The organism is Arthrobacter rhamnosi (genome assembly GCF_054510855.1).
Window position 1 is genome coordinate 349,545 of sequence record NZ_JBTNDT010000004.1, and the last position, 15,592, is coordinate 365,136.

Here is a 15,592-nt window from a genome sequence, read left to right on the forward strand (position 1 = left end):
GGCCTGCAGGGACGCCGGGAATGCGAAGAGGAACGATACCCCTTCGGAGCGGTGCCGTCCAGACCCCCGACCGACAGGGTATGGGTTGCGGCGCGCCGGGCGCACACTCTGCTCGATCCTGGCCCCTTCGGGAGGAGTCGAGGCCACCACCGGATGGAGGGCCGGTGAACGCCCGGTGAAATCCGGACGGGGGCCCCTCCTCCCGGCTGCTACTCCTGTCCGGGGTGTCCCGGGTGGGAGCCGTGCGCCAGTTGCCGCGTGAGGGTGTCGATCTGCAGGCTCACGCTCTTCAGCTGGTCCTGCATGCGGGCGTCCGATTCCGCGGTCTTCGCCTCCGCGGCGCGTGCCGTGGCGACGTTCTCGACCAGCCACGAGGCGAACGCCGCCGTCACGGCGCTCAGCACGCCGATGCCGCCGATCATGAGTCCTGCCGCGACGAGCCGTCCTGCACCCGTCACCGGGTAGTAGTCGCCGTAGCCGACCGAGGTGACGGTGGTGAGTGCCCACCAGAGCGCATCCGGAAGGGTGAGGATGGTGGCGCCGGGGGCGTCCTGCTCGACGTCGAGCACCGCGAGCGCGCCCGCATAGCCGAGCACCGTCATGGCGCCGATGACGTACAGGACGATATGCCCCCGCAGGGCGTTGCCGCCGGAGCGGTTGAGGATCCGCAGCAGCGGGAGGAGCCGCAGCAGCCGCAGGGGCCGCAGCATGGGCAGCAGCAGGATGACGAGTTCGTGCAGGTGCCGGACGAACCAGCGGCCGCGGGCCGGTGCGGAGAGGAGGTTCACGAGGTAGTCGACGAGGAAGAGGGCCCAGACACCCCAGATGATGCCCTCGAGGGCGCGGCCCAGGGCGGGCTCGGGCTGCATCGTCACCTGCACCGAGTAGGCGACGAGATAGACGACGGCCGCGACGATCAGTGGTATCTCGGTGCGGCGCTGCCACTGGTGCTGCTTCATGGGACCCTGCTCATCGTTCCGTGCCCATTCCCGGGTGCCTGTGCGGTCAGTACTCACGGTAGAGCTCACCGACCGGGACGTCGTCCACGAGCCGGTTGTCCGGGCCCGGCAGGGGGCAGGCCCACTCCTCGTCGTAGGCGCACGACGGGTTGTAGGCGAAGTTGAGGTCGATGACGAGGCTGCCGGCAGCGCGGCCCTCCCCGAGGTGCGCGCCCTTGATGGTGTCCAGGACGTAGCGCCCGCCGCCGTAGGTGCCGCCGGCTCGTCCTGCCATTCCGTCCCGCAGCGGCAGGAAGAGGCCGCCCCCGTAGGAGGCGAGCTTCCACAGCGCGAGCTGTCCGAGCCCGGGCAGCAGAAGGGTGCCGAGGCGGCGGAACGGCACGACGCCGTCCGTACCGGTCTCCACGTCCATCACCTCGCCGGCTCCGCCGTCGTCCAGGACCGCTTCGAAGCGGAACGCCGGATCGTAGGGTGCGATCGCCAGTCCCGCGAAGGATTCCCTGGCGTCTATCCGGAGGGCGGACGCCGGATGGTCGCGGAACAGCTCGTCGCGGCCCGTCCGCCACAGGGCGTGGGCGGCTTCGGGCGACTCCGACACGGCACGCTCGCGGACGGCGCCGTAGAGGCCGAAGACGCGCTGGCGCCAGTCTGCCGTAGCGAGGGCGGTGGTGAGGGCCGTCATGGCTTCAGGCTACCGCCGGTTCCGCCGTCCGCGGCAGGGCCGGGAGGGAGGCGGGGTTGCGTACTGTAGCTGGGGTGACTCTGGGCATCTTCTGCATCGTGCTGGCCTCCATCCTCGTGGGGGCCGTCGCGCAGCGCATCGCCGGCCTCGGCTTCGCCCTGCTGATCGCCCCGTTCCTCGTGATCATCCTCGGCCCGCACGCAGGGGTCCTCCTCGTGAACATCTGCGGTGTCGTCTCCTCCAGCATCATCGTGGGCCGCGTCTGGAAGGACATCGACTGGAGCATGTTCCGCTGGCTCGTGGTCCCGTCCCTGTTCGGGTCGATTCCCGGCTCGATCCTCGCCGTGTCCGTCCCGTCGGCGCCCCTGTCGGTCACCGTCGGTGCCGTCGTGCTCGTGGCGCTCACCATCTCCCTGGTGCTCCAGCGGTCCGACGTCGTAGTGCGCGGCAACGTCCCGAAGGCCGTGGCGGGATTCACAGCCGGGGTCACGAATTCGATGGCAGGCGTGGGCGGTCCCGCCGTGAGCGCCTACGCCCTGCTGGCGCGGTGGCCGCAGCGGCCGTTCGCGGCCACGCTCCAGCCCTTCTTCGTCTGCATCGGCACGGTCACGCTGGTCGCGAAGCTGCTCCTCGACCCGTCCCAGGCTCCGGTCCTGGCGCCGTGGATGTGGCTCGCGATCGGCGGGGCCATCGTGACCGGCATCTTCACGGGTGAGAAGATCGCGCGGTTCGTCCGGGACGACCAGGCGCGGCTCTTCGTCGTCGTGATCGCGTTCATCGGGGCCGGCCTCGCCGTCGTCAAGGGCCTCGCCGACATCCTCGGGTGACGGGCACCACGGGGCAAGGACGGGCGCCGGGCCCGCGTCGCTCGGCTCCGACGGTGGCTGCCGATGGCACCATGGAAGGGATGAAACTCCCCACCAAACCCCGTGCCCTTCCCATGCCCCTGTGGCTGCAGGGGGTGCTCGAGCTCGGCCAGTCCGCCGTGATCTCGGCACTGCTCGTAGCCGTCCCGGTAGCCGCGGTATGGCTGACCGGCGGGTTCGCGGACCGCGTGCCGGAGTCCGCCGCGCGCCTGGCCGGTCAGGCGTGGCTCGTCATGCATGGAGTGCCGCTCGTCCTCCGGTTCCCGGCAGGCGTGGCGGGGGCGGACGCCGTGTCGGGCCTGCTCCACGTCCTTCCGCTCGGACTGATCCTGGTACCGCTGCTGCTCGCCTGGCGGGCAGGACGGCGGCTCGCCCGGGCCTCCTACACCGACCAGCTGTGGCAGGCGTTCCTCGGCGCGATGGTGGCCTATGCCGCGATCGGTGCGGCCGTGGCCCACGTGTCGACCACTGCCGATGCCGCCGCTCCGCTCGCCGCCGGGGCCCTGATCCCGCCGGTCTCCGCGGCCATCGGCCTGATCACCGGCGCCTACCGAGAGGCGGGGGCCTGGAGCAGGCTCGTCGGCGTCGACTTCGCCGCCTGGGTCGGCCGCACGAGCCAGCACTCGCGGTGGGCCGGGTCCTACGCCTGGTCGGTCCTCCGCTCCGGCTTCCTCGCGGTGATGGTCGCCGTCTGCCTGTCGGCCGTGCTGCTCGCCGTCGCGATCGGGCTGAACTGGGCGGGGATCGCGGCGATCTACGAGCGGATCGACGGCGGGATCGCGGGTGCCTCCATGGTGACCCTGTTCCAGCTCGGGCTCCTGCCCAACCTCGCGGTCTGGACGATGGCCTGGTCCACCGGGGCGGGATTCGCCCTCGGCACGGGCAGTTCGCTGACGCCGCTCACCAGCACCGTGGGTCCGCTGCCGGCGCTGCCCATCCTGGGAGCCCTGCCGGCCGGGACTCTCGACTACGGCTACGCCGCGCTGGCCATCCCCGTCGTCGCCGGCCTCCTCGCAGGGTGGTGGTTCTTCCGGGACGGGGAGAACCACTTCGACGAGTGGCTCGTCCTCCGCAGCAGCCACCGGTGGCTGACCGCGACGGCCTCCACCCTGGCCCTCGCGGGGCTCATCGGCATCGCCGCAGGACTCGGCGGCGTCGTCGTCGCCCTCATCTCGCGTGCCTCGCTCGGCCTCGGGCGCTTCACCGACCTCGGGCCGGATCCGCTGACGGTCGGTCTGTGGCTCGCACTGGAGGTGGCCGTGGGCGCTGTCCTGGGCCACGCCGTCGGGCCGCTGCTCGAGCGGGAGCCCCGGCGCCGCTGATCCCACCCGCCGCTGATCCCGCCCACTGGCGACTGCCGCGCGGGAGGTACCGGCCGGGGTGTTACCGCTGTTACCGGCCGACGCTGCCCGGTCCGAATCCCTCGAGCCGCTGCAGGCCCTCCTGGCAGTCGTCCCGCGCCTGCAGCGTCAGGGCCCGGGACATGCAGTCCTCGTAGTTCTGCGTGACGGGCCACAGGAGCACCGAGACGCCCGTGCCGGCCGTGAGGAACAGGGCGGCAGCGAGGCCCAGGGATGTCGAGAGCACCACCAGCGGGGACAGCTTCGCGCCGATCGCCTTGACGAGCGCGATGACGCCGGCGGCCAGGGCGAACAGCGCCAGCACGAGCCCGAGGACCTTCCAGGGCAGCATCAGGCTGCTCGCCAGCGCTCCGCAGAAGAACGACAGCAGGAACAGGCGTAGCCACAATCCTGCGGACGCGGTCCGCGCGCCCGCAACGTCATCGGGCCCCTTGCGTCCGGTCTCCGGACTGCGCGACCCGTCCGGCACGGTGCCCTGCTTCTTCATCGGTCCTCCCTCGGCATGGTTCAACCCTAGGCGAGGCGAGACCCTAAGGTTGAGCCATGCGCATCGTAGTCCTCGTCTCCGGAAGCGGATCGAACCTCCAGGCCGTGATCGACGCCGTCGCCGACGGCAGCCTCCCGGTGACCGTCGCCGCCGTCGGCGCCGACCGGCCCGGAACCGGTGGGGTGGAGAGGGCCCGGGACGCGGGAATCGCGACCTTCGAGGTCGACTTCCGGCAGTACGACGACCGGGCGGACTGGAACCGGGCCCTCACCGGGGCTGTCGCCGCGCACGAGCCGGACTTCGTGGTGTCCTCCGGGTTCATGCGGATCGTCGACCAGCACTTCCTGGACCGGTTCCCGAACCGCTACCTGAACACGCACCCCGCGCTGCTGCCCAGCTTCCCCGGCGCGCACGGCGTCCGTGACGCACTGGCCTACGGCGTCAAGGTGACCGGCTGCACCGTCATGATCGCGGACGCCGGCGTGGACACCGGCCCCATCCTCGCCCAGGCCCCCGTCGCCGTCCTGCCGGACGACACGGAGGAGACCCTGCACGAGCGCATCAAGGTCGAGGAGCGCAGGCTCCTGATCGCGACGCTCGGCTCGCTCGCCGCTGCCGGAACCGGCGCTGCCTGACATGCCCCTCGTCGCGAACGCCGTCTATGTCAGCGGGGAGAAGCGTGTCCCCGAGACGCTCGACCAGACCTTCGAGATCATGCGCGAGAGCGGTGGCATGGGCTGGATCGGCCTGTACCGTCCCGAGCGCGAGGAGATCTCCGCCGTCGAGGAGGAGTTCGGGCTGCACCCCCTCGCCGTGGAGGACGCCACCAACGGACACCAGCGCGCCAAGCTCGAACGCTACGGTGACACGCTCTTCGTGGTGCTGCGCCCCGCGCGCTACCTCGATGCCGAGGAGAAGGTGGAGTTCGGCGAACTGCACATCTTCATCGGAAGCGACTTCGTCGTGACGATCCGGCATGCCGAGTCGCCGGACCTCGGCATCGTGCGGAGGAGGCTCGAGGCCGATCCTGCGCTGCTCCACACCGGGCCGCAGGCCGTCCTGTACGCGCTGCTCGACCAGGTGGTCGACGAGTACGGGCCCGTGGTCCAGGGGCTCGAGAACGACATCGACGAGATCGAGGACGAACTGTTCGGGGGAGCGCCAGACGTGTCGCGCAGGATCTACGAGCTGCACCGCGAGGTCATGGAGTTCCAGCGCGCCGCCCAGCCCCTGCAGGCCATGATGGAGGCGCTCCTGCTCGGGTCGGAGAAGTACCGGATGGACCCCGAACTGGCCCGCAGCCTCCGCGACGTCCAGGACCACGTGATCCGCATCGTCGAACGCATCAACACGTTCCGCGCGCTGCTGCAGAACGCCCTGACCGTCCACACCACGCTCGTGGCGCAGCGCCAGAACGAGGAGATGACGCGCCTGACGGAGACATCCCTGACGCAGGGGGAGGAAGTGAAGCGCATCTCCTCGTGGGCGGCGATCCTCTTCGCACCGACGCTGATCGCCTCGATCTACGGCATGAACTTCGACGTGATGCCCGAGCTGCACTGGACTCTCGGGTATCCCTTCGCCCTCCTCCTCATGGTGGGTATGGGCCTGGGCCTCTACGGGATCTTCAAGCGCAACGACTGGCTCTAGGACACTCCCGTTGCCTCGGGCACCGGTAAGGTAGGGGAGGCTTCGGCCACCTCTGTTCTCGAACACCGTTGGGACCCCCATGAACTCTCTCCGCGTCGCGGCCACCGCCGCTCTCGCCCTGCTGGCACTCACCGCCTGTGCCGGCACCTCCGAATCCCCTGCAGCCGCACCCTCGCCCGCTGCGCCCTCGCCCGCGAGTTCGTCGTCGGCCGCCGTCAACATCCAGCGGCCCCCGAGCAACGAGCTCGTCGGCGAGGTCAGCCCCGAAGGAGCCCGCGCGTTCCTCTACTACTACTTCGACCTGAAGGCCTACGTCCTCCAGACCGGTGATGCACCCGCGATGCTCGAGCTCCTCGACGGGGCTGCGGGCGAGCAGGCCGAGGCGGAACGGCTCTCCGCCGTGTACGACGGCGGCGGCTGGGTGCTCGGCGGCCAGCCGAAGGTGGAGAACGTCTACCTCACCACGGAGGAGGTGGCGGAGGGCACCAACGTCACCGCCCTGATCCCCGTCAACCCCGACGCGTACACCGAGTTCTCCGAGGACGGTTCGATCAGCGAGCAGCGTCCCTTCTCCCCGGAGGGGACCATCTACAGCGCCACGATCCGTTACGCCGACGGGGCCTGGAAGCTCATTGCGCTCGAGGAGACCCCGGACGCGGAACTGCCCGAGGCCTGATGCCCGGCACGATCCCGGAATGACGAAGGAGGTGCCACCGCGGTGGCACCTCCTTCGTCGTCGTACCGGTCAGTGCAGCTTGGCGCTCCGCGTCTCCGGTGCATTGAAGGCCATGAAGACGACCGCGAGGACCACGAGAGCGCCGGTCAGGGCGAAGGTGAGCGGGAGTCCCAGGGTGGGCCACAGCAGGGTGCCGAAGATCAGCGGCACGAGGCCCGCACCGATCCGCGAGATGGTCGACGCCCAGCCGAAGCCGCTGCCCCGCAGTTCTGTCGGGTACAGCTCCGAGACGTAGGTGTACAGGACGGGGATGGCCACCTGCACCACGAAGCCGAAGCCCAACAGCCAGGCCGTGGCGACGGCCGGCAGGTCGAGCGTGAGCGCGAAGACCACGAGGATCGCTGCGGACCCCGGACCCGTGATGGCCAGGAGCCACTTGCGGCCCACGCGCTCCACGAGGAGCGCCGCGGCGATCACGCCGAGGAACCCGACGCCGGTCATGAACGTCGTCGTGATGAACGCGACCGACTGCGCATAGCCGGAGGCGATCAGGATGCGCGGCATCCACGTGAGCGCCCCGTAGTACACGAGGAGGATGGTCAGGAACAGGGTCCAGGCGGTCAGGGTGATGCGCCAGTTGTAGCGCCACAGCCCGGTGAGCTGTCCCGAGATGCTGCCGAGGGACAGCCGTGGCGTCTCCTCCGGGTCCGGCAGCCGCCAGGCGCGCTGCTCGCCGTCCGTCCTGGCCACGAGGTCGTCGATGACGGCCCGGGCCTCCTCCCGCCGGCCACGCTGGACGAGGTAGAGCGGCGACTCGGGGACCCCGCGCCGCACCCAGAACACGAGGAGTGCGGGAAGCACCATCACGAGCATCGCGTAGCGCCAGTCGCCGAACTGCGCGACGACCGCCGTCGTGACCGCCCCGCACAGGAAGGCGCCCACCGGCCACCAGGCGTCCATCGCCGTGAGGACCCGGCCGCGCTGGCGGCGCGGCGTGAACTCGCCCACGAGCGCGTAGTCCACGGGGATGCACCCGCCGAGGCCGAATCCGGCGAGGAACCGGAAGATGCAGAACCAGACGATGCCGGGCGAGAAGGCTCCGAGCACCGTGAAGAGCGAGAAGACGAGCAGGGTCAGTGTGAACGCCCTCTTGCGCCCGATGATGTCCGCGACGGACCCCCAGGCAAAAGCGCCGACGGCCATGCCGATCAGGTTCGACGTCGCGATCCATCCCGCCTGTCCGGCGGACAGCCCCCAGTCGCCGATCAGCAGCGGGATCAGGTAGGCGTTGAGGGTGACGTCCCAGGCGTCGAACATGAAGCCGAGGCCGCCGATGAGGAAGATCCTTCCCTGGACCTTCCATCGCCAGGGGAGGTCCTGCACCACCTGGTCGCCGGTGGGGAGCTGGGTATTGATGCTCATGATGCCTTCGGAGAGGGGCTGGGTACTGCGAGAACTGTACCGCCAGCGTGCTGCTGTCCCGAGTTCGCGCGTTCGTCATCTCTTCGACGACGAACACCACGCCTATAGACTTGCTGTGACCCCCAGCGAAGCGACCTGACGGAGATCTGCGTGAGCCTCACCCACCTTGACCGTGTCCCCATCCGTCGAGCACTCATCTCGGTGTTCGACAAGACCGGCCTGGAGGAGCTGGCGCAGGGCCTGCACCGCGCAGGCGTCTCCATCGTCTCGACGGGCTCCACCGCGCAGCGGATCGCCGCCGCAGGCGTGCCGGTGACCGAGGTCTCCGAGGTCACAGGGTTCTCCGAAACCCTCGACGGCCGCGTGAAGACCCTTCACCCCAAGGTCCACGCAGGCATCCTCGCCGACCGCCGGCGCCAGGAGCACATCGACCAGCTCGCCGAACTCGAGATCGAGGCCTTCGACCTCGTGGTCGTGAACCTCTACCCCTTCGTCGAGACCGTGCGGTCGGGCGCGGAGCCCGACGCCGTCGTCGAGCAGATCGACATCGGCGGGCCCGCGATGGTCCGGTCCGCGGCCAAGAACCACCCGTCGGTCGCCGTCGTCGTCGATCCCGCCGCATACCCCGACGTGGTCACGGCTGCCGCGGAAGGCGGGTTCGACCTGAAAGCACGACGCCGGCTGGCTGCGCTCGCCTTCGCGCACACCGCCGCCTACGACACCGCGGTGGCGTCCTGGACTGCCGAGCAGTTCGAGACGGACGACGACGCCTTCGCCTGGCCCGGCTACGCGGGCCTCGCACTCGAGCGCTCCGAGGTGCTCCGGTACGGCGAGAACCCCCACCAGCAGGCGGCGCTGTACGTGGAGAAGGGCGCGACGCCGGGCATCGCCCAGGCGGACCAGCTCCACGGCAAAATGATGAGCTACAACAACTTCGTCGACGCCGACGCAGCCCTCCGCGCGGCCTTCGACTTCGACGAGCCCGCCGTCGCGATCATCAAGCACGCCAATCCGTGCGGCGTCGCCGTCGGTTCCGCCGATGCGGAGGATCCCATTGCGGATGCCCACGCCAAGGCCCACGCCTGCGACTCCGTATCCGCCTTCGGTGGCGTCATTGCCGCGAACCGGGAGGTCACCGCGGGCATGGCCGAGACCGTGAAGGACATCTTCACGGAAGTCGTGATCGCGCCGTCGTTCTCGGCCGAGGCGGTCGAGATCCTCTCGCAGAAGAAGAACATCCGCCTGCTGACCCTGCCCGAGGGCTACGGGCGGAACCCCGTGGAATTCCGCCAGGTGTCCGGGGGTGTGCTCATGCAGGTCGCCGACAGGCTCGACGCCGACGGCGACGACCCCGCCGGCTGGACGCTCGCGGCGGGAGACGCGGCCGACGACGCCACGCTCGCCGACCTCACTTTCGCCTGGAAGGCGTGCCGCGCTGCGAAGTCCAACGCCATCCTGCTGGCGCGCGACGGTGCGTCCGTGGGCGTCGGCATGGGCCAGGTCAACCGCGTCGACTCCTGCCGCCTCGCCGTCGAGCGGGCCAACACCCTCGCCGACACCGAGCGCGCGCGGGGCTCCGTCGCGGCGTCGGATGCCTTCTTCCCCTTCGCCGACGGGCTTCAGATCCTGGTCGACGCCGGTGTCCGCGCCGTCGTCCAGCCGGGCGGTTCGGTGCGCGACCAGGAAGTGATCGACGCGGCGAACGCGGCCGGCGTGACGCTGTACTTCACCGGGGCCCGCCACTTCTTCCACTGACGCCCCTGAGGTCCCCGCGACACCGGAGGGCGCCGAGAGGCGCCCTCCGGTGTCGGCCCGTCAATGCCGTGGTCCCGGGGCTCCCGCCGTTAGGCGAAGCCCCGGGGACATCGGTAAGTTAGAGCCGATGGGCGATGCCCAACCGACCGCACAACGTCAGAGCACCAGGGAGATGCCTACCCATGGCCAAGATCATCTACACCCACACCGACGAAGCGCCGATGCTGGCTACCTATTCGTTCCTGCCGATCATCGAGGCGTTCGCGTCAACGGCGGGTGTCGAGGTGGAGACCCGGGACATCTCGCTGTCCGGACGCATCATTGCGCTCTTCAACGACCACCTCACCGAGGACCAGCGACAGGCGGACGCGCTCGCCGAACTCGGAGCGCTGGCGAAGACGCCGGAAGCCAACATCATCAAGCTGCCCAACATCAGCGCGTCCATCCCGCAGCTCAAGGCGGCCGTCGCCGAGCTCCAGGGCCAGGGCTACGCCCTGCCGGATTATCCCGACCACCCGTCCACGGACGAGGAGAAGGACATCCGCGCCCGCTATGACAAGGTCAAGGGCAGCGCCGTGAACCCCGTCCTCCGCGAGGGCAACTCGGACCGCCGCGCTCCCGCGTCGGTCAAGAACTACGCGCGCCAGAACCCTCACAGCATGGGTGCCTGGACGCCGGAGTCCAAGACGAACGTCGCCTCCATGACCAGCGACGATTTCCGGTCCAACGAGCAGTCCGTCGTCATCCCCGCGGACGGCACCATCTCCATTCAGCATGTCGCCGCCGACGGTTCCGTGAGCGTCCTCAAGGACTCCTTCCCGGTCCTCGCCGGTGAGGTCGTCGACGGGACCGTCATGCGCGCCGACGCCCTCAACGACTTCCTCAAGGCCTCCGTCGCCCGGGCCAAGGAGGAGGACGTGCTGTTCTCGGCCCACCTGAAGGCCACCATGATGAAGGTCTCCGACCCCATCATCTTCGGACACGTGGTCCGTGCCTTCCTCCCCGAGCTCTTCGAGACGTACGGCGAGCAGCTGACCGCCGCCGGCCTGAGCCCCAACAACGGCCTGGCCTCGATCCTCGGCGGTCTCGACAAGCTTCCCGAGGACGTCCGCGAGGGAGTGCAGCAGGCCATCACGAAGGGCATGGAGGACGGCCCCGCGATCGCCATGGTGGACTCCGACAAGGGCATCACCAATCTGCACGTGCCGAGCGACGTCATCGTCGACGCCTCGATGCCTGCGATGATCCGTTCGTCCGGCCACATGTGGGGACCGGACGGCAAGGAAGCCGACACGCTCGCCGTCATCCCCGACAGCAGCTACGCCGGTATCTACCAGGTCGTCCTCGACGACTGCCGTGCCAACGGCGCGTTCGACCCGACGACCATGGGCACCGTGCCCAACGTCGGACTCATGGCGCAGGCGGCCGAGGAGTACGGCAGCCACGACAAGACCTTCGAGATTCCCGCTGCCGGCAAGGTGCAGGTGGTCGACGCCGATGGCACCGTGCTGATCGAGCACGACGTCGCACCCGGCGACATCTGGCGTGCCTGTCAGACCAAGGACGCCGCCATCCTCGACTGGGTGAAGCTCGCGGTCAACCGCGCCCGCGCCTCGGCCACGCCGGCCGTCTTCTGGCTCGACGAGGGCCGGGCCCACGACGCGAACCTGATCGCCAAGGTCAGGGAGTACCTGGCCCAGCACGGCACCGACGACGTCTCGCTCGAGATCATGACGCCCGTCGACGCCACGGCCTTCACCCTCGAGCGCATCCGCAAGGGTGAGGACACCATCTCGGTGACCGGCAACGTGCTGCGTGACTACCTCACGGACCTGTTCCCCATCCTCGAACTCGGCACCAGCGCCAAGATGCTCTCGGTGGTCCCGCTGATGAACGGTGGCGGACTCTTCGAGACCGGTGCAGGCGGGTCCGCTCCCAAGCACGTGCAGCAGCTCGTGAAGGAGAACCACCTGCGCTGGGACAGCCTGGGTGAGTTCCTCGCCCTCGCCGTGAGCTTCGAGCACCTCGCGACGTCGACCGGGAACGCGCGTGCGCAGATCCTCGCCGACACGCTCGACCGCGCAACGGGCACGTTCCTGCTCGAGAACAAGTCGCCCAGCCGTCGCGTCGGGGAGATCGACAACCGCGGCAGCCACTACTTCCTCGCCCGGTACTGGGCGGAGGAGCTGGCCAAGCAGGAGCAGGACGCCGAGCTCGCCCAGAGCTTCTCCCGCGTCGCCGAGGCCTTGACCGGGAACGAGGACACCATCGTGTCCGAGTTGCTGGCCGTGCAGGGCTCACCGGTGGACATCGGCGGCTACTACCACCCCGACGTCACCAAGGTGACCCAGGTGATGCGGCCGTCGGCGAAGCTGTCCGAGGTCCTGGCGATCCTCGCCAAGTAGGCGCGTCCCGCCTTTTAATCAGCCGGTGGACCGTTCTGGTCCACCGGCTGATGAATTTAAGCGATGCCATTTACAGTCAGGCGCACGTCGGTTTATGGTTGCCTCAGGTCTCAGCCTGGGGGTGTACGTGCGATGAAGATGCAGAAGCGTCGGTCTCTCGCTACTTCCGTGCGCCTGTCGATCCTTGCAGGAGCCGGAGCGCTGGGTTGGATGGCTCTGGGCGCCAGTGGAGCGTCAGCCGCCGAACTCCCTTCCGACACCGGGCTGCTCGGCTCGGTGGCAGGTGCTGTCGAGAGCAGCTCCCCGGTGTCGTCGACGCTGTCCGCCGTTGCCGACCCTCTGCAGGCGGTGACGGCCGAGACGTCTCCTGCGGCGGGTCCGTCGAGCAGCCTCGCGGGCACCGCTTTCCTGGTCTCCGATCTCGCGGCACAGGTGCCTCAGCTCACCTCCGAGCCGACCGGGACGATCCTCGCCCCTGTGACATCCCTCGTCGACGAGGTGGTCGCCGAGGTGCCCATCGTGCAGTCGGTGGTACCCGCCGGGGTGGTCACCGAGGTTACCGCGCCGATCCTCGATACCGTCGACGGGACGGTCGGCGGCGTCACGGAACCGGTGCTCGAGGTGGTGGCTCCCGTCGTGGGCGGCGTCGATCCGGTGATCGACGCCGTGGCACCCGTTCCCGGATTCGACCCAGCCGTTCCGGTCGTGCCCCTCCCGACGCCGGCGACCGAAGTCCTTCCCGCCGTGCCGGGCGCCGACGCGCCGGCTGATCCGGCTCCGGCAGCCGCTGTTCCTGTGGCCGCTTCTCTTGCTGCCGCCGCCGACCCGACTGCTGCCGGTGGAACGACTGCCGGTCCCGAGGTCCCGGCGCTCTCCGACGCGGTGGCGACCGACGCCGGAGAGGGCGTTGCCACGAGGAGCTCCGGTCCAGAGTCCGCGGTGCAGGCGTCCTCGACCCTCGCCAGTGCCGCGGTCGACGTCGTCGTGCCGGCCGTTCTGGCGGGCGTCGCACGGATGGCGCACGATCTTCCCGAACTGCCCGCGGTGCCCCTTGCGTCGTGGGCCGGCGCCCTGTCCTCCATGACGGGTGCCGGGACGGCGGGCCCCTTCGCCGCCATCGGTGGCGTGGCCCTCCTGGTCTTCCTGGCCCTTGTCGGTCCGGGTCACCGGGGCGCGACAGCCGGTCTGCCCGCGGGCCCGGCGTTGGAACCCGGTTCATTTCCTGATTAGTGGTTGCCCCGTCGCGCCTTCGTGCGTGGCCGACGGCTCATGGTGCCCCACGGCACCTTCAACCCACTTCGATCTACAGGAGAACATCATGCGTACATACGTGCAGCGAGGGCTCTACGGCGCCCTTCTCGCCGGGGGCTTCGTAGTCCTCGGAGCAGGAGCAGCGACAGCTGCGGACCTGTCCACGACATCGGATGCAGAGACCGCTTCGGGTCTCGGCGCCTTCATCACCGCGCCCCTTCCGTCCGGGACGACGAGCTCTTCGATCGTCCAGGAAACCGTGGTCTCCCTCGACGCTTCGCTCGATCTCGGCGACGGGCGTGACTCCGGCAACAGCCTGCTGGGCGGTTCCACCCTCGGCCTGCTCGACGGCGGAGTGGCGAATGCCGATCAGGTCGCACCGCAGATCGCCGTACCGGTGAACGTGTCCGGGAACTCAGTGTCGGTGCTCGGGGATGCGTCCTCCACGGGCGATTCGGGTGCTACAGGCATGACCGCCACCGATCCGAGCGGCACCGCGCCGGCATCGACCGAGAGCAGGATCCTCAACGGGAACGTGGTCTCGCCCGAGGTCGTGGCTCCGGTGAATGTGTCCGGTAACTCGGTGGCGGTGCTCGGGGATGCGTCCTCGACGGGTGATTCGGGTGCGGCCGGGGGAACCAGCGGTGGCAGCACGGGCGGTACGTCCGCAGGCACCACCGATGGTTCCGTCGACGGCGGCCTGCTGAACGGCGGGATCCTCAACGGGAACGTGGTGTCGCCTGAGGTCGTGGGTCCGGTGAATGCCGGCTGCATCACAGTGGCCCTGATCGGTAATAGCGCATCGGATTGCGCGACGGGTGCGGCCGGGGGAACCAGCGGTGGCAGCACGGGCGGTTCGTCCGCAGGCACCACCGATGGTGCCGTCGACGGCGGCCTGCTGGACGGCGGGGTCCTCAACGGGAACGTGGTCGTGCCCGAGGTCGTGGCTCCGGTGAACGTCTCCGGGAACTCGGTGTCGGTAATCGGAGATTCGTCCTCGAAAGGTGATTCGGGTGCGACCGGCGGAACGAGCGGTGGCAGCACGGGTGGTACGACTGAGGGCGACCCCGAAGGCGGCCTCCTCGACGGTGGCTTGCTGAACGGCGGCGTGCTGGACGGCGGCGTGCTGGACGGTGGCATCCTCGATGGGAACGTGGTCTCGCCCGAGGTTGTAGTTCCGGTGAATGTCGGCTGCAACACCGTGGCCCTGATCGGTGACAGCGCGTCGGATTGCACGACCGATGCGGCCGGCGGAATCAGCGGTGACAACACGGGTGGTTCGACGGGTGGTTCGACCGATGGTTCCGTCGACGGCGGCCTGCTGGACGGCGGGGTCCTCAACGGGAACGAGGTTGCACCCGAGGTCGTGGTCCCGGTGACCGTCGGTTGCAACGGAGTCGCAGTGATCGGCGGCAGCAGTACCGACTGTGGCGCAGGCACCACAACTCCTGCGACGCCGACCGATCCCGCGACGCCGACCGATCCCACGATGCCGACCGTTCCTGCGACGCCGACCACGCCCGGTCCTGAGGCGCCTGCCTCGGACGGTCACGGCGGGACGGACAGCGATGGGGCGGGCACCGATGGATCGAACGCCGGTGGATCGAATGCTGGTGGATCGAATGCTGGTGGATCGAATGCTGGTGGCTCGGACAATGGCGGCTCGGCAGGCACGCCCATCGGCGCATCCGCCGGTACCACCGCATCCGCTGGTATCACTCCGGCTGGCAACCCCGGCCTCAGCACCGGTGCCAGCACCGGCATCACTACCGGTACTGACAGCACTACCGGTACAGTCTCGCTCGCAATCGCGACGGTGAAGACGACTGCTCCCGCAGCGGTCGCTGCCGCCTCCGGGTCGTCGACGCCGAGGGCACTTGCCTCCACAGGCTTCGACCAGCAGCAGGTCCTGCTGTCCGGTGCACTCCTGGTCCTCAGCGGAGCGCTTGGCCTGCTGGTCGCCCGCCGGCCGAAGGCAGTCGCCTAGCCCTGTAGCCTCCCTGAGACGGGAAAGGACGGGTCTCCCGCGGCAGAAACCGCGGGGGACCCGTCCTTCAGCACGGGACGAAATGGGGGAG

13 protein-coding genes are annotated in these 15,592 nt (G+C 69.4%); 9 read left to right on the forward strand and 4 right to left on the reverse strand.

The features are described 5' to 3' along the window. Positions 1-209: 209 nt before the first annotated feature. Both ACX80I_RS10495 and ACX80I_RS10500 read right to left on the reverse strand, forming a co-directional pair. On the reverse strand, positions 210-959 hold the full coding sequence (locus tag ACX80I_RS10495) for a potassium channel family protein (protein ID WP_459345055.1): 750 nt from the start codon (positions 957-959) through the stop codon (positions 210-212). Between the two features lie 46 nt (positions 960-1,005). After that, on the reverse strand, positions 1,006-1,641 hold the full coding sequence (locus ACX80I_RS10500; RefSeq protein ID WP_459345056.1) for a DUF1684 domain-containing protein: 636 nt from the start codon (positions 1,639-1,641) through the stop codon (positions 1,006-1,008). A gap of 74 nt (positions 1,642-1,715) precedes the next feature. Here ACX80I_RS10500 and ACX80I_RS10505 point away from each other — a divergent pair, with 74 nt between their 5' ends. Continuing rightward, positions 1,716-2,468: a TSUP family transporter gene (locus tag ACX80I_RS10505; RefSeq protein WP_459345057.1), complete on the forward strand. Its 753-nt coding sequence runs from the start codon at positions 1,716-1,718 to the stop codon at positions 2,466-2,468. Positions 2,469-2,548: 80 nt separating this feature from the next. Beyond that, entirely contained in the window at positions 2,549-3,829 is a 1,281-nt protein-coding gene (locus ACX80I_RS10510) for a cell division protein PerM (protein WP_459345058.1), read from the forward strand. A gap of 70 nt (positions 3,830-3,899) precedes the next feature. On the opposite strand, the gene ACX80I_RS10515 is transcribed toward ACX80I_RS10510, so the two are convergent. Then, complete coding sequence (locus tag ACX80I_RS10515; protein WP_459345059.1) at positions 3,900-4,355, reverse strand: hypothetical protein; 456 nt, start codon at positions 4,353-4,355, stop codon at positions 3,900-3,902. Between the two features lie 56 nt (positions 4,356-4,411). Between ACX80I_RS10515 and purN the strand changes: the two genes are divergently transcribed. From purN to ACX80I_RS10530, 3 genes are all read left to right on the forward strand, one after another. Further along, positions 4,412-4,990, forward strand: coding sequence for a phosphoribosylglycinamide formyltransferase (gene purN, locus ACX80I_RS10520; RefSeq protein WP_459345060.1), 579 nt, complete (start codon positions 4,412-4,414; stop codon positions 4,988-4,990). A gap of 1 nt (position 4,991) precedes the next feature. After that, positions 4,992-6,005, forward strand: coding sequence for a magnesium/cobalt transporter CorA (corA, locus tag ACX80I_RS10525; protein WP_459345061.1), 1,014 nt, complete (start codon positions 4,992-4,994; stop codon positions 6,003-6,005). Positions 6,006-6,084: 79 nt separating this feature from the next. Further along, positions 6,085-6,681, forward strand: a complete 597-nt coding sequence (locus ACX80I_RS10530; RefSeq protein ID WP_459345062.1) for a DUF6318 family protein — start codon at positions 6,085-6,087, stop codon at positions 6,679-6,681. Positions 6,682-6,750: 69 nt separating this feature from the next. Here ACX80I_RS10530 and ACX80I_RS10535 read toward each other — a convergent pair whose 3' ends face one another. After that, a complete protein-coding gene (locus ACX80I_RS10535) occupies positions 6,751-8,103 on the reverse strand; it encodes an MFS transporter (RefSeq protein WP_459345063.1) in 1,353 nt (450 codons plus the stop codon). Between the two features lie 150 nt (positions 8,104-8,253). Here ACX80I_RS10535 and purH point away from each other — a divergent pair, with 150 nt between their 5' ends. From purH to ACX80I_RS10555, 4 genes are all read left to right on the forward strand, one after another. Continuing rightward, positions 8,254-9,858, forward strand: a complete 1,605-nt coding sequence (purH, locus tag ACX80I_RS10540) for a bifunctional phosphoribosylaminoimidazolecarboxamide formyltransferase/IMP cyclohydrolase (protein WP_459345064.1) — start codon at positions 8,254-8,256, stop codon at positions 9,856-9,858. 182 nt (positions 9,859-10,040) lie between these two features. After that, complete coding sequence (locus ACX80I_RS10545; RefSeq protein ID WP_459345065.1) at positions 10,041-12,263, forward strand: NADP-dependent isocitrate dehydrogenase; 2,223 nt, start codon at positions 10,041-10,043, stop codon at positions 12,261-12,263. A 168-nt stretch (positions 12,264-12,431) separates the two neighbouring features. Then, the gene (locus tag ACX80I_RS10550) at positions 12,432-13,493 is read left to right on the forward strand and encodes a hypothetical protein (protein WP_459345066.1); all 1,062 of its coding nucleotides are present in this window, start codon (positions 12,432-12,434) and stop codon (positions 13,491-13,493) included. An 88-nt stretch (positions 13,494-13,581) separates the two neighbouring features. Further along, on the forward strand, positions 13,582-15,501 hold the full coding sequence (locus ACX80I_RS10555; RefSeq protein WP_459345067.1) for a hypothetical protein: 1,920 nt from the start codon (positions 13,582-13,584) through the stop codon (positions 15,499-15,501). Positions 15,502-15,592 lie beyond the last annotated feature (91 nt).

Excerpts from the sequence above, each read along its gene's own strand:
- ACX80I_RS10515 (WP_459345059.1), bottom strand. The coding sequence starts at position 4,355 with ATGAAGAAGCAGGGCACCGTGCCGGACGGGTCGCGCAGTCCGGAGACC.
- ACX80I_RS10500 (WP_459345056.1), bottom strand. The coding sequence starts at position 1,641 with ATGACGGCCCTCACCACCGCCCTCGCTACGGCAGACTGGCGCCAGCGC.
- purN (WP_459345060.1), top strand. The coding sequence starts at position 4,412 with ATGCGCATCGTAGTCCTCGTCTCCGGAAGCGGATCGAACCTCCAGGCC.
- ACX80I_RS10530 (WP_459345062.1), top strand. The coding sequence starts at position 6,085 with ATGAACTCTCTCCGCGTCGCGGCCACCGCCGCTCTCGCCCTGCTGGCA.
- ACX80I_RS10545 (WP_459345065.1), top strand. The coding sequence starts at position 10,041 with ATGGCCAAGATCATCTACACCCACACCGACGAAGCGCCGATGCTGGCT.
- ACX80I_RS10535 (WP_459345063.1), bottom strand. The coding sequence starts at position 8,103 with ATGAGCATCAATACCCAGCTCCCCACCGGCGACCAGGTGGTGCAGGAC.
- ACX80I_RS10555 (WP_459345067.1), top strand. The coding sequence starts at position 13,582 with ATGCGTACATACGTGCAGCGAGGGCTCTACGGCGCCCTTCTCGCCGGG.
- corA (WP_459345061.1), top strand. The coding sequence starts at position 4,992 with ATGCCCCTCGTCGCGAACGCCGTCTATGTCAGCGGGGAGAAGCGTGTC.
- ACX80I_RS10510 (WP_459345058.1), top strand. The coding sequence starts at position 2,549 with ATGAAACTCCCCACCAAACCCCGTGCCCTTCCCATGCCCCTGTGGCTG.
- ACX80I_RS10495 (WP_459345055.1), bottom strand. The coding sequence starts at position 959 with ATGAAGCAGCACCAGTGGCAGCGCCGCACCGAGATACCACTGATCGTC.